Genomic DNA, 23,015 nt, shown 5'->3' with positions numbered 1-23,015 from the left:
CTCTCGGATTCGAGAGATGTCTTTTTTTGTCATTCTGACAAATTCCTACGCACTTTCACTTTTAGAATGCTTTCGAAACAGGTAAAGTGAAGAGAGAAGAAGAAATGAGGTGCACGCACGTGATTACGTTTTTAGATTATTACCAAAATCGGGTTGAACTGAGTTTTGAGGACCATCCCTTCTCGATTCATCCGCTTCATGTCTGGGTCATTGCCGTGTACGAAGGGAAATGGTTGCTGACACATCATAAACAGCGCGGGTATGAGTTTCCGGGGGGGAAAGTCGAGCCCGGAGAGACAGCTGAGGAAGCGGCGTACCGAGAAGTGATGGAGGAGACCGGGGGACGGATTGAACGTCTCCAATACATTGGACAATACCGTGTTGAAGGACGGGGAGACACCATCATCAAAAACATTTATTTTGCCGAAATTAAGTCCCTTGTCCCGCATCTTGCAGTGGATGAAACAGACGGTGCTTACTTGCTGGACGACATCCCACCTCGTCTTGATACGAACCGTCAATACAGCTTCATGATGAAGGACCGCGTCCTTCCGGAGACATTGCGTGTACTCGCCGAACGCCGATTGGTTTGAATTACCGCGGCAGGGACCGTTCCGGACGTTTCGGATTTTTTATGAGACATCTGACGGCGAACAGGTCGGTGCGTACGTCATCCTGCCGGTCCGTGCCAACGGTCAGGGATTGTTGTACTTGCGTGGTGGGACACGGAACATCGGAATGGTCCGACCGACGCGTCTGATGCAGTTTGCTCAAGCCGGCTACTTGGTCATGGCTCCCTTTTACCGGGGAAACCTGGGGGGGACGGGCAAAGAAGATTTTGGTCACCACGATATTCGCGACGCGATTTCGGCATTTGACTGGTTGGATGAACGAGTGGACCGGACGTCGGTCTTTGGTTTTTCCCGGGGTGGACAGATGGCGTTACTGCTTGCGCATCATCGTCCCGTCACCCGGACCGTTTCCTGGGCCGGGGTGACAAACCTTGTCTGGACGTATGAAGAGCAGCAGACGATGCGGAAGATGTTGCGACGCTTCACGGGTGGGTTGCCGGATCAACAAAAAGAAGCTTATCAAGTTCGTTCTCCGCTCTATTTTCCGCCGCAAGGCGATGTCTTGTTGATTCACGGCTTGTACGATCAAAATGTCCGATTGCGTCATGCGACGAATTACGCCGCCCGTTATCCAAAGCAGACGCATTTAAAAGTGTATCAATATGCCCATCAATTCCCGATTCGCCAAAAATTCGAAGTGACGGATGACGTCATCAACTGGATGATGACGTGACGGAATTTAATGTTGTCATCACCTCAATGCGTATCATTGGGGTGATTTTTTTCTTTAGATATTTGCAACATTGATATCTTTTAAAAAACTGATTTTTTAAGATAAATGGATATTTGATATACTGGAACATATAAAATTAGCCTGACTAACGGATCGAGAAGGGGAACATGAGATGGAAATCTTACTTGCACGACAACCAATCGTTGACCGGTTCGGTTCGATTGATGCTTTTGAATTACTCTATCGTTCAGTCGATGCACCGGCTGTTTTTGACGGCGACTTAGCGACGATGGACGTGTTGACCAACACGCTTGTCCATCTCGGCGTAGACCGTGTGGCAGAAGGAAAACGGTTGTTCATTAACTTTACGGGAGACTTGTTGCAGTCGGAGTTAATCGATCACTTGGATCCAACCCGTTTTGTGATTGAGGTCTTGGAGACCGTTCACATTGACAGCGCGATGTTACACACGCTGAAAAAATGGAAAGAAGCAGGATTCATGCTGGCACTCGATGATTTTGTCACAGATCTTCTGCGACATCATGGTGCTGAATTATTTGATTTGATTGATTTGATCAAAATCGATATCGAAGCCATCAATCCACGAGAACAAAGTGCCATTCTGCATATCCTGAAACGAAATTATCCCCACATGCGTTTTCTGGCGGAGCGGGTGGAAACCCATGAAGATCATACACGAAGCCTTGAAATGGGATACGACTGGTTTCAAGGGTATTTTTATGCCAAACCGATGTTGATGAAAGGAAAGGCCGTCCCACCGCAATTACCGGTCTTGCTGAAGATGTTGAAATGGCTCGAAACAGATGAGTATTATGATGAGATCATCGATGAGATTGAAAGAAACCCATACATCAGTGTCCAAGTCCTCCAATTGATCAATTCTCCCGGAATCGGTTTACGGAATACAGTCAGCTCGGTCCGGCAAGCGATCTCTTTGTTAGGCTTCTCCCAACTGAAGAGCTGGATTTCACTAATTGTTTTACGCGAGATGAAACTCGCCAGTCCGTATAAGTGGTCGGATGAATTATTGCGTTCGTCTTTACACTGTGCCAAGTTATGTGAGCTGTTTGCGACGGAAACAAAAACGTTAAAAGCAGAAAGTGCCTACATGATCGGATTACTTTCGCATATTGATGCCCTGTTGTCGGTTGATATCGATGAAATCATCGACCAACTGCCGATTGAGCCTGCATTAAAACATGTCTTGCAAGGAGAGGACCACCCGTTTCGGGATTGTCTGTTGCTTGCAATCAGTGCAGATCGCGGCGAATTCGAACGGTTTGAGCTGCTCAGTAACCGGTTTGGTATTTCCAAACGACGTGCCTATGAGTTGCTGAAAGAAAGCCAAGAATGGTTGGCTCAAAAAGAACTCCATCTGCAAGACAAAACGGATTCGATTGTTTGAAGACAAAAAAGTTGAGCCCCTCAAGCAGAGGCTCAACTTTTTTATTTTGGAGACGGCTTAAACACGAGGACCGGCTGATTTAATCGCATCGGTCGCACTGACAAAGCGGGTAAAGTTTTGTTTGAATTTATGGGCGAGTGCTGTTGCTTGTTCTGTATAAACAGCCGGATCCGCCCAAACTTTAACAGGATTCAGCAAGTCGCTCGGAACACCTGGTACTTCGATTGGCATATGCAATCCGAACACCGGATGTTCTTCTGTCGGGATGTCGGCAAGCAGACCGTTGACGGCAGCGTTGACCATCGTGCGCGTATAGGCCAGTTTCATGCGGCTGCCTGTTCCGTAAGCACCGCCGGTCCAACCGGTGTTGACAAGGTAAACCGTCACGCCGTGACGATCGATCAGTTCACCGAGCATCGTCGCATATTTTTCAGGAATCAACGGCAGGAACGGTGAGCCGAAGCATGTCGAGAACGTCGCTTCCGGTTCCGTGACACCGCGTTCTGTCCCAGCCAGTTTCGACGTATAGCCGGACAAGAAGTGATACATCGCTTGCTCTTTCGTCAGTTTACTGATCGGAGGCAACACACCGTATGCATCAGCCGTCAAGAAAACGATCGTTTTCGGATGACCGGCACGTGACGGGATGGCAATGTTGTCAATTGCTGTGATCGGATAAGCCGCGCGAGTGTTTTCCGTTTTCGACGTATCATCGTAGTCCGGAGTCCGGGTGTCATCGAGGACAACATTTTCAAGGACGGTGCCAAAACGAATCGCATCAAAGATTTGTGGTTCTTTTTCACGCGACAAGTTCACCGTCTTCGCATAGCAGCCGCCTTCGATATTAAAGACACCGTCATGAGACCAGCCGTGCTCATCGTCCCCGATCAATTGACGGCTGTCGTCTGCCGATAAGGTGGTCTTACCAGTACCGGAGAGTCCGAAGAATAAGGCGACGTCTCCTTCGTGTCCGACGTTGGCGGAACAGTGCATCGATAACACATCTTGTTGCGGCAACAGATAGTTCATGACCGAGAAAATCGATTTCTTGATTTCTCCCGCATATTCCGTTCCGCCGATCAAAACAATACGATGTTCGAATGACATGGCGATGAACGTTTCCGAATTAGTGCCGTCAACAAGCGGATCGGCTTTGAAATGTGGTGCGTAGACGACCGTAAATGGTTCAAAGGCCGCAACCGTAGGATATTCACGTAAGAATAATTGTTTCGCAAACAGATTATGCCAAGCGTACTCTGTCACGACGCGTACCGGGAGGGTGAAATGTGTATCGGCACCAGCAGCTGCCTCTGTGTAGTAGAGTTGATCTGCTTCGTTCATATAACGAAGAACTTTTTGTAACAGTTGTTCGAATTTGTCCGACTCCATCGGCTGATTCACATGGCCCCAATCGATATGTGTCTCACATGATTGATCACGGACGATGAACTTGTCTTTCGGTGAACGACCTGTAAATTTCCCCGTTTCTACAGACAAAGCACCATTTTCTGCAAGAACTCCTTCGTTGTTGCGAATCGCATGTTCGACTAGTTCGGCAACAGATAGTTGTTTGAACACATGCTCCTTCTTGAGTAGTTCTTCGATATTCAGGACCGTCATCGGCATCCTGACCCCACCTTTCCCCTACGTTGGTTTTGGCTCTACAATTAGTATGACACATTCATTATATATGACATACTAAAGATAGAGCAATCATTTTTCATGCGCTGATTTCTATTTATCTGGAAACGCTTTCAGCATAAACAGTTTAACATCTCTTTCAAAATTTTTCGACTAGAAATTAAAACGTTGCTTGACAGAGTGGGCACAAGTTTATATCATGTAATTCGTAACGGATACTCTTATTCTGAGCAGGTGGAGGGAACAAGGCCCGAAGAAACCCGGCAACCGTCTTATATTAGTTTCATCATTAATATAGGAAAAGGTGCTCTCCTGAAGCGAAGTAAACACTTCGAACGATAAGAGGGTAAAGGAAGAACGCACAACCTTTCCCTGACCATTTTTGGACATGGAAAGGTTTTTTTCATTTTACCGTCCCACTCAACTAGGGGAAATGAGTACACCGTCAAATTCTTTTTTGGGAGGGTCAAACATGACAAACCTTAATCGCCGACTATTTACGTCGGAATCAGTAACTGAAGGTCACCCGGATAAAATCTGTGACCAGATTTCGGATTCAATTTTGGATGCGATTCTTGCAGCGGATCCAAACGCACGTGTTGCGGCAGAAACTTCTGTCACGACAGGACTTGTTTTAGTTGCAGGAGAAATTACGACATCGACTTACGTGGATATCCCGAAAGTTGTTCGTGAGACAATTCGCGAAATCGGCTATACACGCGCTAAATACGGTTTCGATGCAGACACATGTGCTGTATTGACTTCGATCGATGAGCAGTCAGCAGACATCGCTCTTGGTGTCGACCAGGCGCTTGAAGCACGCGAAGGAAACATGTCAGATGAAGAAATCGATGCAATCGGAGCAGGAGACCAAGGTCTGATGTTCGGTTACGCAACGAAAGAAACACCTGAACTGATGCCACTTCCGATTTCACTTTCACACAAACTTGCCCGTCGTCTTGCAGAAGTCCGCAAGACAGGACAACTCGATTACCTCCGTCCGGATGGTAAAACGCAAGTTACGGTTGAATACAACGAGAACAATGAACCTGTTCGCGTCGATACAATCGTCATCTCAACACAACATGCAGAAGAAGTAACGCTTGAGCAAATTCAAGCTGATCTGAAAGAACACGTCATCGCTCCGGTCATCCCGACGGAATACATTGACGCTGAAACAAAATTCTTCATCAACCCGACTGGCCGTTTCGTCATCGGTGGACCACAAGGTGATGCTGGATTAACAGGTCGTAAAATCATCGTTGATACGTATGGCGGTTACGCACGCCACGGCGGTGGTGCATTCTCTGGTAAAGATCCAACCAAAGTAGACCGTTCTGCTGCCTACGCAGCACGTTACGTCGCGAAAAACCTTGTCGCATCTGGTCTTGCGGAAAAAGCGGAAGTTCAGCTTGCTTACGCAATCGGTGTTGCGCACCCGGTTTCAATCGCTGTCGATACGTTTGGAACAGGTAAGCTTCCAGAAGCTCAACTGGTCGAATTGATTGCAGAAAACTTTGATCTTCGTCCTGCAGGCATCATCAAGATGCTTGATCTCCGCCGTCCGATTTACCGTCAGACAGCAGCATATGGTCACTTCGGTCGTACAGACATCGAATTGCCATGGGAGCAAACGGATAAAGCTGCTGCTCTTGAAGAGCAGGCAAAACGTTTCGCATAATCCTGAGTTCAGAAACTCCCTTTTGAAGGGTGTTTCTGAACTTTTTTTGTTTCTCCGGAACTTTGCAGGGAAACGACTGAAATTTCTAGAAAAGGGTAAAAGAAGATGAGTCTGTAAAAGGAAAAGGGGGATTTCGGTATGGAGATACGCGAAGCAGTTCCTGCTGATGCAGCACGCATTCATGATATTGCGCTCACGTCTTGGATGGATACGTACGAGGAAATCTATTCTGAGCGCTCGAAAGCCCATTTCGTTCAGGAAGCCTACCCGCAAGAAGAAGTCGTTCGGGCAATCCGGACAGCAGAAGAAGCGCGCGGAGAATATTTTAATGTAGGTCTGATCGATGGGGAGATTGTGGGATTCATTCATGCAATTGATGTCGACGGGACGTGGGAAATTGTCCGCCTCTATGTCCTGCCGAAATACCAACAGAACGGAATCGGGCGGCGGCTGATTCGAGAACTCGAGCGCCAAGGTGCTTCTCCCATCGAAGTGTACGTCGAATCACGTAATTATAAAGCCCGTCACTTTTTGACCTCGTTCGGCTTTAAAGAAGTCAGTGAAACGACGGAAGAAGTGTTTGGACAGGTGGAACCTGTGACGCGGCTGCAACGTATATATGAATAAGGGAAAAGAAATCCGACTTGAGGCGGTTTTGCTGAAGTCGGATTTGTTGCATACTAGATGGATATCTGATGAAGAGGTGAGCGTGTGGTAGAACAACCAACCGGAGTGATTGTCCTTGTATATCCACTCCAATTACGTGCCCGGCCGAGCGAAGCATTGATTCGCGTCTTGGAACGGGAATATGAAGTGCTTTTGGTCGATGCACCACGTCGTGTATCGTTTGAAGAACACCAACAATTATTAAAAGAAGCGTTACGGGAAGCCGGTAAACGAAAGCTTCCGATTCATATCATTGCCTGCAGCATGGGAGCACTCGTCGTGAACCGGCTGTTGCAGGAATACGAATTGCCGATCGCCAGTCTGTCATTCATCTCGCCATTGTTTGATTGGCACAATTCGAAACAGCTCGGCGGCGTCAAACAAGTATTTGCGAGTGCATTTGATCGTTTTCGCCCGGATGCACCGCTCGGGACGTTACCGTTTGGGCAAAACAATGAAGATGCGGTTCGTCTCGGTGAGTTGACGTATGCACAGTATCGCGAGATTGAAGAAGAGATCGTGTTGCATGATGAAGAGCGGAAAAAATTACCGCGTGTCCATCTCGCCTGTTTTTATGCGCCGGACGATCAGTTTGCCGATGTCAAGCTGACGCTCGAAGTGTGCCGGAAAATGGGAGGCGATCAGATTTATCTGCAGCGTCTTCACGGCTTCCCGCACTTTAGTTTCGAACGTTTGAACACACGGTTTGCCGAAAAATTACTGTTGTTCCTCAAACTCGTCGAAGAGTAAGAAGCCAATTCAAAAAGGAGGATGCCGTCGCCCGCGACGGTATCCTCCTTTTTTTAGTCGATGATTTGTTTTTTAAGCTTTTTTTCGATGGCGACGATGAAAGGCGGATTGTTTTGTTGATTTAAAAAGCGGTATTGTAAGACGGCATAATCTTGTTGGGACAGGAGCGAAACATAGTCGAGGACAGCGTCGCGTTCTTTACGTCCTTCGATATGTCCGTGATAAATCACGAGGACGATCATTCCTCCAGGCACAAGGACGGGCAGAAGGGCGCCGAGCGCCTCTAACGTCTCTTCCCCGGTCGTCGTAACTGATTTATCACTTCCCGGTAAGTAACCGAGATTAAAAACGCCGGCGCGGATCGGACGCTGTTCTTCGAACAGGCGTGCTCCGACATGGATGTGACTTTCGTGATACAAATCGACCCATTCCGAAACATGAGCTGCCTGCAACCGGCGTTTCGTCTCTTCAATCGCCTGCTCCTGAACATCAAAAGCGATGACCCGACCGCTTGGTCCGACTTGTTCGGCAAGGAAGTGTGTATCATGACCGTTCCCGGCGGTCATATCGACGACACAATCCCCTTCATGGATGACGGACTCCAGTAATTCTTTGGCGTAAGGTAATACTCGTGCAAGTGACATGGCATAAACTCCTCTTCCTGATAGCTGTTCTGTTTTTTCTAAGTACCCGCAAATCCGATCATTTAGTCAATTGTATCATTTTTCCGATTGTTCGTTTAAATCGAAGTTCCTTGACAGAGTACGATGCAATTTCGTAAAGTGGCAAGGTTGGAAACTATATTGGAGGAAACTGATCATGCCGAAATTACCTCGTGCGGTCTGGATTCTGGTATTGGCGATGGCGATCAATACAACAGGATCCTCTTTTTTATGGCCGTTTAATACATTATACATTCATGAATATTTAGGCGAATCGATGACAAAAGCGGGAATGGCGTTGTTCGTCAACTCGGCGCTTGCCATCGTCGGAAACTACATTGGAGGAAAAGCGTTTGACCGGCTCGGTGGTAAACGGACACTTGTCATCAGTGTCGTTGGTCTCGTTCTGGCTTCGGTCGGATTATGGATGTTCCACCAGACTTTCACCGGATACGTTCTGATGCTTGGATTGATTGGATTTGTCGGCGGGATGGTTTTCCCGACGATTTATGCGTTGACAGGTGTCATCTGGCCGGAAGGCGGAAGACGCGCCTTTAACGCGATTTATGTCGCCCAAAATGTCGGCGTTGCGCTTGGAACGGCAATCAGTGGACAGATTGCGGCGATTGACATTCAATTTATTTTCATCGCGAATCTTGTCTTGTACCTGCTGTTTGCGCTGGTGTTACTCGTTGGTCTGAACTGGATTCAAGTGAATTCGTTGAAACGCCAGACGACGACGTCAGGAGCCGAAGAACGTGAACCGTTATCGCGAGCTTCTGTCCGGACGATGCTGTACGTATCGATTGGTTACGCGTTGTTATGGTTCGTCTATGTCCAGTGGCAGGGAACATTTGCCGTCCATACGAAATCCCTTGGTGTTACGATTTCCGAGTATTCGATCCTCTGGACAATCAACGGAGCGTTGATTGTGTTTGCACAACCGTTGTTGACACCTGTCTTGCGGTGGTTTGGAGATGATTTGAAGCGTCAGTTGTTGACCGGGACCGGTATCTTCCTGCTGTCTTATTTGATTGTCCCGTTTGCCGGCGGCTTCAAGATGTTTTTAGTCGCCATGATTATCTTGACGATCGGGGAAATGTTCATCTGGCCGGCTGTTCCGGCAATGGCTGCACGCTTGGCACCGATCGGAAAAGAAGGGGAGTTCCAAGGATACGTCAATATCGCAGCATCGGCCGGACGGATGATCAGTCCGACCGTCGGTGGATTGATTTATGACGTCTCAGGAATGAATGCCGTCTTCTTGACGTTAATCGGACTGATTATCGTGGCCGGATTTACATTCATGCGGGCCGTTCCCAAAAAAGTACAACCATGAACAAAGGGAGGAAAAGTGTACGTTGCTTTTCCTCCCATTTTATTGCTCGAGAAAGCATAAAATGGATTAAATAGGGTAATTATTTTTTAAAAGGAAAAATTAATTAATTAACCAAATTAAAGGGAATGGTGTTTTGTCCGGCGTGTCACGTGTTGGAGGTGAAGAAGATGAGGCAGTGTATATTCATCGAAGATCAATCCACTTGGACGGCACTCATAAGAGGGAAGCCGCTCGATATTTTTTACAGTTATGAGTATGTCAAGTTGAACGCACGTTCTGAAGAATCGGCTGGTTTGATTTATTTCGAGGGGCAGTCGGGCGAATTGTTTTATCCTTTTTTAAAACGGCGAATCTTTGATACACCCTACTTTGACATCATCACACCTTACGGTTACGGAGGACCGGAAATTGTCGGGAAGTTGACGCCGCAGGAATTGGCACTGGCCAAAGGGTCATTTCGGCAATGGGCAAGACAACATCATGTCGTCTCGGAACTGATCCGGTTTAATCCGTTGACTAAAAACGAACAACAAGTTCCGGAATGGACGGAAAAAGAATTCATTCGACATACGACCAGCATCGATCTCCGCCCCTCTGTAGACGAAATCATACAGACCTTCCATAAAAAAAACCGGAGTATGATTCGCAAGTCCTTGGCGTCTGAACTGACGGTCCGCTGTGGAGCAAAAGAGGATTTACAGACATTCATTCAACTATATTATCAGACGATGGACCGAAAAGACGCTTCGCTACATTATTATTTTACGACAGACTACTTTGAACAATTGTTTCAGCCGACGGAACTTTGCCGGCCTGTCTTATTGATGGCCGAGTGGCAGGGACAGACAATAGGAGCGTACTTCATCTTATTAGGTCATGACTATGCGCACGGTCATCTGATTGGTTGTCAGCGGGACGAGCATAAACTGTTTCCCAACCAACGCCTTGAATATGAAGCGATTTTATACTCAAAAGCTGCGGGAATGGTCGAACAGCATTTGGGTGGCGGCTACAAGGAGCGCGACAGCTTGTTTGAAAGCAAATGCCGTTATACCGGATACCGGATGTTTGAATACCATCAAGGAAAAACGGTTTTATTGCCGCAGATCTACGAACAATTATGTAAGCAGTACGGTCGGAATGAAGCGGCAAATTATTTTCCCGAGTACCGGTATCATGAGACCGTCGTCTCGACTTGAATGGACCTGACAGTCTGCGGACTGTCATTTTTTTTGGTACGCTATCGGAGGGAGGGAAAACAATGAAAAAAACCGGTCTGATTTTTGATATGGATGGTGTCATCCTGGATAGTGAAATTCAATATTTTAAAGTGCATCAGCAGATGTTCCGGACATTAGCGATTCCGCTCGATCGTGTTCAATACGCGACGTTCATGGGGAAAACAGGGGACGAAATGTGGCAGGAACTGATCACCCAACATGATTTGCCGCATTCGACGGAATCGTTGCTTGCGCTTGAACATGAATTATTTCAACAGCATGCCAAGCCGGAAGAGTGTGGCTTAAAAGACGGTGTCCACGAGTTGATGGCGCTTGCGCGGACGGAGGGGTACAAGGTGGCCATTGCGTCATCGAGTTCACTTGAAAAAATCAAACGCGTCATCACACATTACGGATTGACGGTCGATGCGTACACGAGCGGATTTGAAGTCCCGCGGTCGAAGCCGGATCCGGCGATTTTCCGCTTGGCGGCACAACGGATTGACCAAGCACCGGAGGCTTGTATCGTGATTGAAGATGCAGCGAACGGGATGATCGGGGCGAAGGAAGCCGGAATGGAAGTCATCGCCTTGCTGGATGATCGGATGCCGACACAAATCCTGCATCACGCGGACCACGTCGTCTCGTCGCATGCGGCAATCGGAGAAATTTTACGGAACCGTTGACGATAAGGGAAGATTCAGCTTACACTAACATATAGATAGTCAATTGCGACGAACTGAAGTAGTAAGGGAGTCATTCCGTTTAGAGAGCTGGTGGTCGGTGCAAACCAGTCGGAATCGTCCGTGAACTCGTCAGGGAGCATGATTCGTGAACAGAAGTAGCGAATCCGGTCCTTCACACCGTTATCCGTGAATCAAGTGGTCTGTCTCGGCAGACAACGTGGGTGGTACCGCGGGAGACAAACCGGTCTTTCGTCCCTATTCCTAGGGGCGGAGACCGGTTTTTTGTATATTCAGAGGAGGAATAGAGATGCCGTACAATCATCGCGAGATCGAACCAAAGTGGCAAGCGCGTTGGGAACAAGACAATGCGTTCGTAACAACAGAAGATCCAGAAAAAGAAGGGTTTTATGCGCTAGACATGTTTCCTTATCCATCGGGAGCAGGACTGCATGTCGGACACCCGGAAGGATACACGGCAACGGATATCCTCGCCCGTATGAAACGGATGCAAGGTTATAACGTCCTTCACCCAATGGGATGGGATGCATTTGGTCTGCCGGCGGAACAATACGCCCTTGATACGGGAAATGATCCGCGGGAGTTCACCGCTCAAAACATCGAGACGTTTAAACGTCAGTTAAAAGATTTAGGATTTTCTTACGATTGGGACCGTGAAATCAATACGACGGATCCGAAATACTACAAATGGACACAGTGGATCTTTACGCAGTTGTATGAAAAAGGACTCGCGTTTGTCGATGAAGTCGCCGTCAACTGGTGCCCGGCGCTCGGAACCGTGCTTGCGAACGAAGAAGTCATCGACGGCTTATCTGAACGCGGAAACCATCCGGTCGTCCGTGTCCCGATGCGTCAGTGGGTCTTGAAGATTACGGATTACGCTGAACGGTTATTGGAAGATTTGGACGAGCTCGATTGGCCGGAATCCGTCAAGGAAATGCAACGGAACTGGATCGGTAAATCGGAAGGGGCGGAAATCGACTTTACGATTGACGGGCACAAAAAACAAGTGACGGTCTTCACGACGCGTCCGGATACCGTATTTGGAGCGACTTATCTTGTCCTTGCGCCGGAGCATCCGTTTGTTTCGGATATCACGACAGCCGATCACGCGGAAGCCGTCAACACGTACATTGCGTCAGTTCAGACAAAATCTGATTTGGAACGGACGGATCTCGCGAAAGAAAAAACGGGTGTCTTCACAGGCGCATTTGCCGTCAATCCAATTTCTGGCGAACGTCTTCCGATTTGGATCGCGGACTATGTCTTGTCAACTTACGGCACGGGAGCCATCATGGCAGTTCCGGCACACGATGAGCGGGATCACGAGTTTGCGAAACAGTTTGACCTTCCGATCATTGAAGTCGTACAAGGCGGTAACGTTGAGGAAGCGGCATATACAGGAGAAGGCGAACACGTCAACTCACAGATGCTCGACGGACTTTCAAAACAAGATGCGATCGACACGATCATCGCGGAACTGGAGACGAACCAAGTCGGCCGTAAGAAGATTACCTTCCGTCTACGGGACTGGTTGTTTAGCCGTCAACGGTACTGGGGCGAACCGATTCCGGTCGTCCATATGGAAGACGGAACGATGAAAACATTGGATAAATCGGAATTACCACTTGAGTTACCAATCATTCCTGAAATCAAGCCTTCCGGTACGGGAGAATCGCCGCTTGCGCTTGCTGAAGACTGGCTTGACTACACGGATCCCGTCACTGGACTCAAAGGGCGCCGTGAAACGAACACGATGCCGCAATGGGGCGGAAGCTGCTGGTACTATCTTCGTTTCATCGATCCGCATAACGAAGACGCAATCGCGGATCCGGAGAAATTAAAGTACTGGCTACCGGTCGACATTTATATCGGTGGAGCAGAGCATGCCGTTCTTCACTTGCTGTACGCCCGTTTCTGGCATAAAGTCTTGTACGACATCGGTGTCGTACCGACGAAGGAACCGTTCCAGAAACTATATAACCAAGGGATGATCCTTGGCGAAAACAACGAAAAGATGTCGAAATCACGCGGAAACGTCATCAATCCGGATGAAATCGTCAAATCACACGGAGCTGATACGCTTCGTTTATATGAAATGTTCATGGGACCACTGGATGCGTCCGTTTCGTGGTCTGAAAATGGACTCGATGGAGCACGTCGCTTCCTGGATCGTGTCTGGCGTCTGTTCGAACGGACAGCTGATATTCAAGACGTGACGACGGTCGATGCGGACTTTGAACGCGTTTACCATCAGACGGTCAAAAAAGTAACGGAAGACTTTACGAATATTCAATTCAACACAGGAATCTCGCAGTTGATGGTCTTCGTCAACGAAGCGAACAAACAACCTGTATTACCGCGTCACTTCCTGCGTGGATTCGTTCAATTGTTGACACCGGTTGCGCCGCACCTCGGTGAAGAGTTATGGGAACAACTTGGTTTTGATGACACGTTGACGTATGCCGCTTGGCCGACATTTGACGAGACGAAACTCGTGAGTGATACGATGGAATTCGTCATTCAAGTCAACGGGAAAGTCCGTTCGAAACTCGTCATCGGTATCGACGCAACAAAAGAAGAAATTGAAACACTTGCATTTGCGGATGAAAAAACGCAAGAGTGGATCGGCGATAAAACGGTTCGGAAAGTGATTGTCGTTCCGAAGAAATTGATTAACATCGTAGCGAACTAACAAAAAACCCCTCGTCTGAAGCATTCAGGATGAGGGGTTTTTGTCGATATCCGTCGCAAGTCCGCTTTTTTTTTAGGGCGCCTTCTGCTAAACTGAATCAGAAACCGAGACAGAAAGGCGATTTGTGTAAATGAAACGAACTTATATAGTCTATACAACGATTTTTGCCGTTGTCTCCGGTCTGATTCTTTGCGTGTTGCTCGTTTTCTCGAAACCGGAAACGGTGGCACAAATCCAAGAGACCTTTGCAAAAATTGAGACACAATCCAAACATCAGGCAGCAGTGAAACAAGTTCCGCCTAAAACACCTTCTTCGATTCCGAATCCGGAAGAACCGTTGATCAAAAATGTCCAGCAGATGTTATACGATGATTCGATCGGCTCGTATCTCGTCGTGACGGAAGATTATCGCTTTTTTGAAATCAGTGGAACCGGTGAACGGATCAATGCCTCTTTCCAAATTGAAGAGGATGGAAAGTTAATGTTGTCAGGACTGGACGGCATGACACTCGTCGACGGAGAAACTGTCGCCTTGCTGACTTCCAATCAGATTCTGGTGACTGTGAAGCGAGAAGACGGCGTCTGGAAGGAAGACAAACGGGAAAAAGTAGCCGGTACGACGATTCGGGACAGTTTTCACGGACTTGGTTACGATATGAAAGAAAAACAGTTTTATACGATCAACCATATTCGTTCCTTAAATCGAAGCGAGTTGACGTATTTTGCGACGAAGCAAGATGAACTTAAAATCGATCCGGATGCGACGGCCAAAGAAAAGCGGTTGCTAAAGAAAAAACAAAAACCACCGTATTTGACGGTCGTCGCCCGAAAACGCATCGATACGGCAGGCGGAATGCGCAGTGATGTCAAAAAAGCCTTTACGGAGAACTTCCGACCGATTGGTCTTGCCGAACGACAAGGTCGGATTTATACGCTTGATTCGGAAGCGTTATACCTGTATTCGATTGATACGAAGGATGTGACAATCACAGGAGAGTCAGCCAGCCCGAAAGTATACGGTGCGGAAGGAATATTTGTTCAGGACAATGAGTTATTTGCTCTGATTGAGACGGACAAGTTTTCGAGTCGTTCCTTTACGCCAATCGATTAAAAAGGCTAGCTCCCTGACGGAACTAGCCTTTTTTTATGTCGCTGTGAGGGCAGCGTTCGTCCCGGCGCAGTGTCCGGTCACGAAAGCAGCCGTAATGTTGTAACCACCGGTGTAGCCGTGGATATCTAAGATTTCGCCGGCAAAAAACAATCCGTCGGCTTTCTTTGACATCATCGTTTTCGGCTGGATTTCCTTGATGGACACTCCGCCTCCCGTAACGAATGCTTTATCAAAATCGAGTGTCCCGATGGCTTGAAGCGGGAACCGCTTAAGTGTCGCCAGAAACTCGGTGAAGTCTTGTTTTTTGATTTGAGTGCAGACTTCGTCACCAAAACCGATTCGGGCGAATAACAGATCGAGCAGCCGTTCCGGCACAAAACCTTTAAACGCATTGCGGACCGTTTTTTTCGGATTCGCCGACAAGGCAGCTTGGAAACGTTCGGTCAAAGCACCAATTGATTCTTCGGGGAACATGTCAATCGAAAGATGAACAACCCGTTCACCGGAGCGTTTTCGTTCCTTGATCGTATATTGACTGCAACGTAAAGCAATCGGACCACTCAGTCCAAAATGGGTGAACAGTAAGTCACCGGTATGCGTTTTGATCGGCTTGTCCTTTTTTCCGTGAACAGTCAAGGCGACGTCACGTAACGACAGACCTTGTAACGTTTTTTCCTGGATAAACGAATCGTTTAGCAAGATCGGAACTTCCGTCGGGAAAAGCTCCGTAATCGTATGACCGGCTTTTTGTGCCCACGGATAACCGTCGCCGGTTGATCCCGTATGCGGCACCGATTGTCCGCCGACAGCGACGACACAGCTTTTGGCTTCAAGTCGGGTCCCGTCAGCCAATAAAACGGCTGCGAACGAACCGTCCGGATGGAAATCAAGGGTCGCGACTTCGGCATTTATCTGAATTTCTGCACCGTGTTGCCGGATTTGATCAATCAAAACGCGGACGACATCGGCCGCTTTATCGGAAACGGGAAACATCCGTCCGTTGTCTTCTTCTTTTAAGGCCACACCGAACCCTTCGAACAGTTCGATGATCGATTCATTATTGAACTGGGAAAAGGCACTGTAGAGGAAACGGCCGTTTCCCGGAATCGATTGAACGAGTTCCTCCAGTGGTTTACGGTTCGTGACGTTACATCGACCGCCGCCGGAAATGGCAAGTTTCCGACCGAGTTTACTTCCTTTATCGAGCAAGAGCGTCTTTGCTCCTGCCTGTAACGAGGCGAGTGTTGCCATTAAGCCGCTGGGCCCGCCTCCGATTACGATTACATCATACATGTGGTCACCTCATTCGTTAGATTCTGCTTGTTCCACTTTAGCAGAAGTTTGTTCTGTAAACAAACCGTCTCTTTCTTTTATGGAAGCTGAGCGGTATAATGATTTGCAATTGTGCAAGAGAGAACTTGTATATTGAGACGTCGGTCGATTCAAGAAAAATAGAAAGTGCGAGGAAGGTTATCATGTCCACTGTCAGCAAAAAACAAGAGACTTCATCAAGCAATACCGGCTTTGTTCGTGGAACGATGCTGCTGTCGGGCGCATCACTCATTTCACGAGCCCTTGGTTTGATCTATCTGTTTCCGTTCCAGTTTATGGTCGGAGCGACAGGTATCATGTTTTATACGTACGCCTATAACTATTATGCCATCATGATTGGTCTTGCGACGGCCGGTATCCCGGTTGCGGTCTCGAAGTTTGTCGCGAAGTACAATGCGATGGGGGAATATGATACGAGTGAACGGTTGTACCGTTCAGGACTGAAAATCATGTCCATTACCGGTGTGATTTCGTTCTTAGCCCTATTTCTACTGGCTCCGTATTTGGCCCACCGTGCGATCCCCGGAGGAGACGTCAATTCGGCAGCCTATATTGATGCCGTCACGATGACGATTCGTGGTGTCAGTTTCGCCTTGATACTGATTCCGGCAATGAGTATGACGCGTGGATATTTCCAAGGGTACCAATCGATGGGACCGACGGCGATTTCGCAAATTCTGGAACAGATTGTCCGCATCATCTTTTTACTGGCCGGTGTCAGCATCGCGATTTATTTGTTTGATTCAGATGCGGCCTGGGCCGCGACGATTGCGACGTTCAGTGCCTTCATCGGTGCGATCGGAAGCGTCGCCGTGCTTGTCTACTACTTCCGCAAACGGGCACCCGGTCTGAAAGCCATGCGTGACGGTCAAACGGTCGTGTCACCCGACCGCCCGCTGTCCGGTCTGTATAAAGAGTTGTTAACTTATGCGATTCCGATCGTCATGGTCGGCTTATCAACACCGCTCTATCAGGTCATCGATCAAAATACGATGAATGCGGCCTTACAAAGCATCGGTTATACGTTGGAAGCAGCAGGAAATGCGACGGCCTATCTGATTGCAGATAGTCATAAAATCGTCTTGATTCCGGTGTCGGTTGCAACCGGGTTGTCGTTATCGGCGACACCTCTGTTGACGGCATCTTTTACACAAGGCGATATGCGAAAAGTCCGGAAACAGATTTCGCAAATTTACCAGCTGGCCTTTTTCGTCACGATTCCGGCTGTCGTCGGGATGATCTTATTAAGTGAAGAAACATTCCGCGTCCTGTTCCCGAAAGATCAAGCAGCGTGGGTCTATCTGTTGAGTTATGCACCAAGTGCATTGTTCCTTGCACTTTATTCGGTCACGGCGGCTGTCCTGCAAGGGATCAACCGACAATATTTTACGATTGTCGCGACGCTTGCCGGTCTGCTGACGAAATATCTGCTCAATGCACCGTTGATTCATTGGGTGGGCGACGGAACGGGTGCCGGGTATGCAACGATACTCGGGTACCTCGTCGCAACAGGATTAATGTTCTTCCGCATCACGCAAACGGTCAAATTCCCGTTCAGCACGGTCTTGCGGCGGACGTCGCTCATCATGATTCTCAGTGCCATCATGGGAGCGAGTGTCGCGCTCGTCAAATGGGGCTTAACGAGTTGGCTGCCTGAAACGATGCTTGGTTCGCTGACAGTTTTGATTGTCGGTGCAGGTGTCGGAATCGGTGTATTCGCCGGGCTGGCGATTTGGAGTGGACTGGCAGAAGCTGTACTTGGACGAAAATTTTCAATGAAACGAGGACGAGGAAATGCGTCTAGATAAATTACTCTCAAACATGGGAGCCGGATCGCGCAAAGAAGTAAAACAATTACTCAAATCCGGTGCGATTCAAGTTGACGGAGAAATCGTGTACGATCCGAAGCAACATGTCGATACGGAACAGCAACACGTACTTTTATACGGGGAACCGGTCACGTATCAAAAGTTCATCTATTTGATGATGAACAAACCACCGGGTGTGATCAGTGCAACAGAAGACAAGCGGGATCAAACCGTCATCGATCTATTATTCGAAGATGTCACCTACTTCAAACCGTTTCCGGTTGGTCGACTCGACAAGGACACGGAAGGGTTATTGTTGCTGACGAACGATGGTTCATTCAACCATGCATTGATGTCGCCGAAAAAGCATGTTGAAAAAGTCTACTATGCCGAAGTCATCGGTATGTTGACGGAAGACGACATCGAGGAAGTGGCAGAAGGTGTGACACTTGAAGATGGATACAAAACAAAACCGGGTAAGCTGGTTATCCTGGAAGCGACGGAAGACACGTCGACACTCGAGTTGACGATTACGGAAGGCAAGTTCCATCAGGTTAAACGGATGATGCTTGCGCTCGGAAAAGAAGTGACGTATCTGAAGCGTTTGTCGATTGGGCAGTTACCGCTTGATTCGACGCTTGAAGCAGGGGAATACCGTGAATTGACACGAGGCGAGTTGGCCTTGTTTGACTGGAAACCGGAATGAAAAAAGGACGCTCTTCTTAATGGAAGAGCGTCCTTTGTCGATTATTCGATTATTGGTTGCGAAGTGCTTCGGCGATCGGGAATGGACCACTTAATACTTCGAACTGACGGGTTTGTGTCGGGTGATCGATTAACGTCACGAAAAGTGCTGCGACATCGTCACGCGGAACTTCACGTCCCTCATAGGACTCAAAATGTTCTTTTGTCTCAATCGTACCGGTCGGCTCATCATAGCTGAGTGGACCCGGACGAACGATTGTATAATCAAGACCACTATCTTTTAAATGGCGGTCCGCTGCACCTTTTGATTCAAGGTAAACTTTTAAATCACCTTGCGGATGATCGGCACCAACTGAACTGAGCATCAAGAAGCGTTCAATGCCGTTTGCTTTTGCCGCATCGATGACTTTGATGGCACCATCCTGATCGACAGCACGTGTTAATTCTTCAGAAGCACCACCGGCACCGGCTGCGAAAATCACGACGTCGGCATCCTTGACGACTCCTGTAACGTCCTTCGTCAAATCACCGAGGCGGACTTCAGAAGCACCCAGTGCGATCAAATCATTGATTTGATTTTCTTCCCGTACGACGGCAATGGCTTGATGCTGTCCCTGTTTGCCGATCAATTCCACCATTTTCCGACCTGTTGTTCCGTTTGCTCCAATAATTAAAATATTCATAAGCTCATCTCCTTCTCAAACTAGATATACCCTGCTTGAAAAAAAAATAACAAAAAAAGACGCGAAGGATTCGCGTCGTAACAGAAAATAGTGTGATGAAACATCTTAATCAGCCGGCTTGTCGTTGTTTTTTACTTGATGTCCAAGTACCGCGTCTTGGGCTTACAATGAGGTTGTTATATTCGAGCACATTCAAGTCACGCTGGACGGTTCTTGACGTAATGCCGAACTCTTCAACCAAGTCTGCTGTCGTAGTAGCTCCGTTCTCATTAATATAGAGATAAATCGATTTAATCCGGGTCAACATACGGTCTGTAGAATCTTTCATTGGTATAACCACTCCCCCAATGGATAGAATAGTGTTCTAAAGCTTCGGGTGACAAAAGACGATGATTCATTAAGTTGTTTCGCCTTTAGTATAACGCTTTTGCTATAGAATGCAAGTAATTTAACCGAACGTTTTCAAAAAACACACATTCAATCAATACTCATTAACGAATGAATAGTCTTTTTTATGACGTTAATGTTCGTTTAAAAGCTAATGACAAAAGATTTAGTATTTTGGATGTTCGTAAATGTCAAATTTTCGCTATACTTAGAGATGAACGAATTAGCGGATAAGGGAGAGAAGTCAAATGGTTAATTGGAAAGAAGAAGTATTGGCTCGACGCGAAGATCTTTTAACCGATTTAAAAGACCTGTTGCGGATTCCAAGTATCCTCGATGAGACGACGATTCAAGAAGGGGCACCGTTTGGGGGAGAAGTCAAACGTGCACTCGATTGGATGCTTGCGCTCGGAGAACGGGATGGATTCATCACGAAAAATGTCGACGGTTATGCCGGACATCTTGAATACGGTCAAGGAGAGGAATTACTCGGGATTTTATGTCACTTGGACGTCGTCCCTGCCGGAGGCGATAACTGGACGTATGGACCGTTTAATCCGACGCTTTCAGATGGAAAGTTGTACGCTCGGGGAGCAATCGATGATAAAGGACCGACGATGGCGGCGTATTACGCGTTGAAAATCGTTAAGGAATTAGGTTTGCCTCTTTCCAAACGAATTCGCTTGATTGCAGGCGGAGATGAAGAAAGCGAATGGCGTTGTGTGAACCATTACTTCAAACATGAAGAAATGCCGACGCTTGGATTTGCACCGGACGCCGATTTCCCGATCATCAATGCGGAAAAAGGATTGTACGATGGTTTGCTGACACAGGGTAAACCCGTTCAAGCAGCGGACACCGGCTACCAACTCGTCCGTTTTGAAGGCGGAGAACGTCCAAATATGGTTCCGGGACATGCGACAGCAACTGTTCATGTTGCGGAGTACGGCACGATTGAAGATTCATTCCATCAGCATCTGGAAGAACAAGGATTGACGGGAACCGTGAAGCAGACGGCAGAAGGACTCGTCTTTGAGGTAATCGGAGTCGCGGCGCATGCGATGGAGCCGGACAACGGTAAAAATGCAGCGCTCCATTTGGCGCGTTTCTTAAGTACACTTCATCTGGATTACAATGGTCGCCGTTACATCGAGATGGCGATGCATATGTTCCGCGATTCCCGTGGTGTTGCGCTTGGTGTTGCGGCATCGGACGAAACGGGAGACTTGACGATCAACGGAGGTGTGTTCCGTTATGAGAACGGTCAAGGAACAGCTTCGATCAACATTCGTTATCCATACAGTGCCGATTTTACGGAACGGTTGCAACTGATCAAAGAAGCTGCGATCGCATACGGCTTTGAATTACAAACACGCACACATATGACACCGCACCATGTCGATCCGGATCATGAATTGGTTCGCACGCTGAGTGCCGTCTATGAACGGCAGACCAACCAAAAAGCAGACTTGATCGCCATCGGTGGCGGCACATACGCCCGTTCGCTGACGGCTGGAGTTGCTTTTGGACCGGTCTTCCCGGGTGGACCAGAAGTGGCGCACCAAGTCGACGAGTATGTCGATTTCGAAGAGTTGCTGTTAGCAGTCGCCATTTATGCAGAAGCAATTTACGAATTGGCAAAATGACGTCAACAAGCACTAACCGGACGTTTATCTGTCCGTGAATTTTATATGAAATGAATCCCCCGCATCCATCGTGATAGGGGGATTGATTCTTAAAAGGGAGTCGATTGTGATTCATCGTCAAAAATATCATTTCCAAGCACTCTATTTTTTCATCTTTTTTGGGCAAGGTGCACTTATTCCATATTTAACGCTTTATTTTTCAAATGATGCGTTTCAGCTATCGGCTTCCGAAATTGGAACGATTGTCGCAATCGGTCCAATCCTGTCGATTGTCCTGCAACCGTTATGGGGAATGGCAGCCGATCGGTTCGGCCGTCCGAAACGATTGTTGCTTGTCGCTTTGCTTGCAGCCGGTGTCTTGACGCTCAGTTATTTGCTGACATCCGTATATCTCTTGTTGCTGTTGATTGCTTCCCTGTGGGCACTGTTCCAATGCGCGCACATTCCGCTCGTCGACACGTTGGCGATTGAGTTCTCGAAAAGAAAGTCTGTGGATTACGGAGCCTTACGCTTGTTTGGTTCTGCCGGTTTTGCGCTTGCCGTGTTCATTTTAGGGCAGGTGACGGAACAGGGGACACTCGGTGCCATCTTTTACGCGAGTGGAGCAGCCATGGTCCTCGGCTTTCTGGTCCTGATCGGAATCGAAGAAGAAACGGTCGAGTCCGTCACGCGCGAGCACGTACCGTTAGCTAAACTGTTTTCGAATAAACGGTTTTTGCTTTTTTTAGCCGGGGGAAGTCTGATTTTCGGTCCGATTTTCGCGAATAACTATTATTTTGGGAGCTACGTGACGATTCGCGGCGAATCGACGGCACTCGTCGGCACGTTATTTTTTGTGGCAGTCTTATGTGAAATTCCGTTCATGCGTATTGCGACACGGGTGATGATGCGGGTTGGTCCGATCCCTGTCCTGGTGTTCGTCTCTTTATTATCGGCCTTACGAACCGGTATCTTGGCACTGGAACCACCCATTTATACGTTATGGCTACTCGCTGCCCTGCAAGGACTGATCATCGGATTACTGATTCCTGTTGCGCTCGACTACGTGCGCTCGCTTGTCCCGCCTTCGACGGTCGCGACGGCAGTCAGTACCTATATGGCGACAACGACAGGTCTTGCGACTGCTTTGTTTAACTTAATGAGCGGGATTGTTTTTGATCAAAGCACCATCTATGCGGTATTTTGGGTATATACAGGTAGTAGCTTGTTAGGTGCTTGTTTGTATTTGATCAGCGCAAAAATCAAGGAGTGATC

20 protein-coding genes, 1 riboswitch and 1 other annotated feature are annotated in these 23,015 nt (G+C 47.9%); of the genes, 15 read left to right on the top strand and 5 right to left on the bottom strand.

What is annotated here, in order from left to right:
• Nucleotides 1-119: 119 nt before the first annotated feature.
• The 3 genes from ytkD (at nt 120) to D3D03_RS08530 (ending at nt 2,731) form a co-directional block, all read left to right on the top strand.
• Complete coding sequence (gene ytkD, locus D3D03_RS08540) at nt 120-593, top strand: RNA deprotection pyrophosphohydrolase (RefSeq protein ID WP_026832268.1); 474 nt, start codon at nt 120-122, stop codon at nt 591-593.
• The gene (locus D3D03_RS08535) at nt 565-1,305 is read left to right on the top strand and encodes an alpha/beta hydrolase family protein (RefSeq protein ID WP_051524794.1); all 741 of its coding nucleotides are present in this window, start codon (nt 565-567) and stop codon (nt 1,303-1,305) included. The genes ytkD and D3D03_RS08535 overlap by 29 nt, the downstream gene beginning before the upstream one ends.
• 172 nt (nt 1,306-1,477) lie before the next feature.
• On the top strand, nt 1,478-2,731 hold the full coding sequence (locus D3D03_RS08530; protein WP_026832270.1) for an EAL and HDOD domain-containing protein: 1,254 nt from the start codon (nt 1,478-1,480) through the stop codon (nt 2,729-2,731).
• 57 nt (nt 2,732-2,788) lie between these two features.
• On the opposite strand, the gene pckA is transcribed toward D3D03_RS08530, so the two are convergent.
• Nucleotides 2,789-4,357, bottom strand: coding sequence for a phosphoenolpyruvate carboxykinase (ATP) (gene pckA / locus D3D03_RS08525; RefSeq protein ID WP_119923334.1), 1,569 nt, complete (start codon nt 4,355-4,357; stop codon nt 2,789-2,791).
• Between the two features lie 233 nt (nt 4,358-4,590).
• Nucleotides 4,591-4,717, top strand: a riboswitch (SAM riboswitch).
• A 127-nt stretch (nt 4,718-4,844) separates the two neighbouring features.
• Between pckA and metK the strand changes: the two genes are divergently transcribed.
• The 3 genes from metK to D3D03_RS08510 all read left to right on the top strand — a co-directional run bounded on the left by metK (nt 4,845) and on the right by D3D03_RS08510 (nt 7,469).
• Entirely contained in the window at nt 4,845-6,053 is a 1,209-nt protein-coding gene (gene metK / locus D3D03_RS08520; protein ID WP_119923333.1) for a methionine adenosyltransferase, read from the top strand.
• A 138-nt stretch (nt 6,054-6,191) separates the two neighbouring features.
• Nucleotides 6,192-6,680 (top strand): GNAT family N-acetyltransferase, encoded by a 489-nt coding sequence (locus tag D3D03_RS08515; RefSeq protein ID WP_026832273.1) that lies wholly within the window; start codon nt 6,192-6,194, stop codon nt 6,678-6,680.
• An 84-nt stretch (nt 6,681-6,764) separates the two neighbouring features.
• Complete coding sequence (locus tag D3D03_RS08510; protein ID WP_028105834.1) at nt 6,765-7,469, top strand: alpha/beta fold hydrolase; 705 nt, start codon at nt 6,765-6,767, stop codon at nt 7,467-7,469.
• 53 nt (nt 7,470-7,522) lie between these two features.
• On the opposite strand, the gene mnmM is transcribed toward D3D03_RS08510, so the two are convergent.
• The gene (gene mnmM / locus D3D03_RS08505) at nt 7,523-8,113 is read right to left on the bottom strand and encodes a tRNA 5-(aminomethyl)-2-thiouridylate-methyltransferase MnmM (RefSeq protein ID WP_119923332.1); all 591 of its coding nucleotides are present in this window, start codon (nt 8,111-8,113) and stop codon (nt 7,523-7,525) included.
• Nucleotides 8,114-8,288: 175 nt separating this feature from the next.
• On the opposite strand from mnmM, the gene D3D03_RS08500 reads away from it, so the two are divergent.
• The 5 genes from D3D03_RS08500 (at nt 8,289) to D3D03_RS08480 (ending at nt 15,200) form a co-directional block, all read left to right on the top strand.
• On the top strand, nt 8,289-9,470 hold the full coding sequence (locus tag D3D03_RS08500; protein WP_119923331.1) for an MDR family MFS transporter: 1,182 nt from the start codon (nt 8,289-8,291) through the stop codon (nt 9,468-9,470).
• Nucleotides 9,471-9,637: 167 nt separating this feature from the next.
• Nucleotides 9,638-10,669, top strand: coding sequence for a peptidoglycan bridge formation glycyltransferase FemA/FemB family protein (locus D3D03_RS08495; protein ID WP_158583693.1), 1,032 nt, complete (start codon nt 9,638-9,640; stop codon nt 10,667-10,669).
• Nucleotides 10,670-10,731: 62 nt separating this feature from the next.
• Complete coding sequence (locus tag D3D03_RS08490) at nt 10,732-11,376, top strand: HAD family hydrolase (protein WP_026832278.1); 645 nt, start codon at nt 10,732-10,734, stop codon at nt 11,374-11,376.
• 39 nt (nt 11,377-11,415) lie between these two features.
• Nucleotides 11,416-11,636 (top strand) — a binding site (T-box leader).
• Between the two features lie 47 nt (nt 11,637-11,683).
• The gene (leuS, locus tag D3D03_RS08485; RefSeq protein WP_026832279.1) at nt 11,684-14,089 is read left to right on the top strand and encodes a leucine--tRNA ligase; all 2,406 of its coding nucleotides are present in this window, start codon (nt 11,684-11,686) and stop codon (nt 14,087-14,089) included.
• Between the two features lie 130 nt (nt 14,090-14,219).
• A complete protein-coding gene (locus D3D03_RS08480) occupies nt 14,220-15,200 on the top strand; it encodes a hypothetical protein (RefSeq protein ID WP_026832280.1) in 981 nt (326 codons plus the stop codon).
• A gap of 33 nt (nt 15,201-15,233) precedes the next feature.
• On the opposite strand, the gene D3D03_RS08475 is transcribed toward D3D03_RS08480, so the two are convergent.
• On the bottom strand, nt 15,234-16,493 hold the full coding sequence (locus tag D3D03_RS08475) for a BaiN/RdsA family NAD(P)/FAD-dependent oxidoreductase (RefSeq protein WP_119923329.1): 1,260 nt from the start codon (nt 16,491-16,493) through the stop codon (nt 15,234-15,236).
• Between the two features lie 182 nt (nt 16,494-16,675).
• On the opposite strand from D3D03_RS08475, the gene D3D03_RS08470 reads away from it, so the two are divergent.
• Together D3D03_RS08470 and D3D03_RS08465 are read left to right on the top strand one after the other, a co-directional pair.
• Nucleotides 16,676-18,340, top strand: coding sequence for a putative polysaccharide biosynthesis protein (locus D3D03_RS08470; protein ID WP_035387580.1), 1,665 nt, complete (start codon nt 16,676-16,678; stop codon nt 18,338-18,340).
• Entirely contained in the window at nt 18,327-19,046 is a 720-nt protein-coding gene (locus D3D03_RS08465; protein ID WP_119923328.1) for a pseudouridine synthase, read from the top strand. The genes D3D03_RS08470 and D3D03_RS08465 overlap by 14 nt, the downstream gene beginning before the upstream one ends.
• A 49-nt stretch (nt 19,047-19,095) precedes the next feature.
• Here D3D03_RS08465 and D3D03_RS08460 read toward each other — a convergent pair whose 3' ends face one another.
• Together D3D03_RS08460 and D3D03_RS08455 are read right to left on the bottom strand one after the other, a co-directional pair.
• Nucleotides 19,096-19,728 (bottom strand): SDR family oxidoreductase, encoded by a 633-nt coding sequence (locus tag D3D03_RS08460; protein WP_119923327.1) that lies wholly within the window; start codon nt 19,726-19,728, stop codon nt 19,096-19,098.
• Nucleotides 19,729-19,837: 109 nt separating this feature from the next.
• On the bottom strand, nt 19,838-20,056 hold the full coding sequence (locus D3D03_RS08455) for a DeoR family transcriptional regulator (protein WP_012371138.1): 219 nt from the start codon (nt 20,054-20,056) through the stop codon (nt 19,838-19,840).
• Between the two features lie 307 nt (nt 20,057-20,363).
• Between D3D03_RS08455 and pepV the strand changes: the two genes are divergently transcribed.
• Both pepV and D3D03_RS08445 read left to right on the top strand, forming a co-directional pair.
• Complete coding sequence (pepV, locus tag D3D03_RS08450) at nt 20,364-21,761, top strand: dipeptidase PepV (protein ID WP_119923326.1); 1,398 nt, start codon at nt 20,364-20,366, stop codon at nt 21,759-21,761.
• Between the two features lie 106 nt (nt 21,762-21,867).
• Complete coding sequence (locus tag D3D03_RS08445) at nt 21,868-23,013, top strand: MFS transporter (RefSeq protein WP_119923325.1); 1,146 nt, start codon at nt 21,868-21,870, stop codon at nt 23,011-23,013.
• The last annotated feature ends 2 nt before the right edge of the window (nt 23,014-23,015 follow it).

The organism is Exiguobacterium sp. RIT452, assembly GCF_003598705.1.
Classification (GTDB): domain Bacteria; phylum Bacillota; class Bacilli; order Exiguobacteriales; family Exiguobacteriaceae; genus Exiguobacterium_A; species Exiguobacterium_A undae.
The sequence above is the reverse complement of the archived record's forward strand: the minus strand, read 5'-3'. Positions and strand labels throughout refer to the sequence as shown.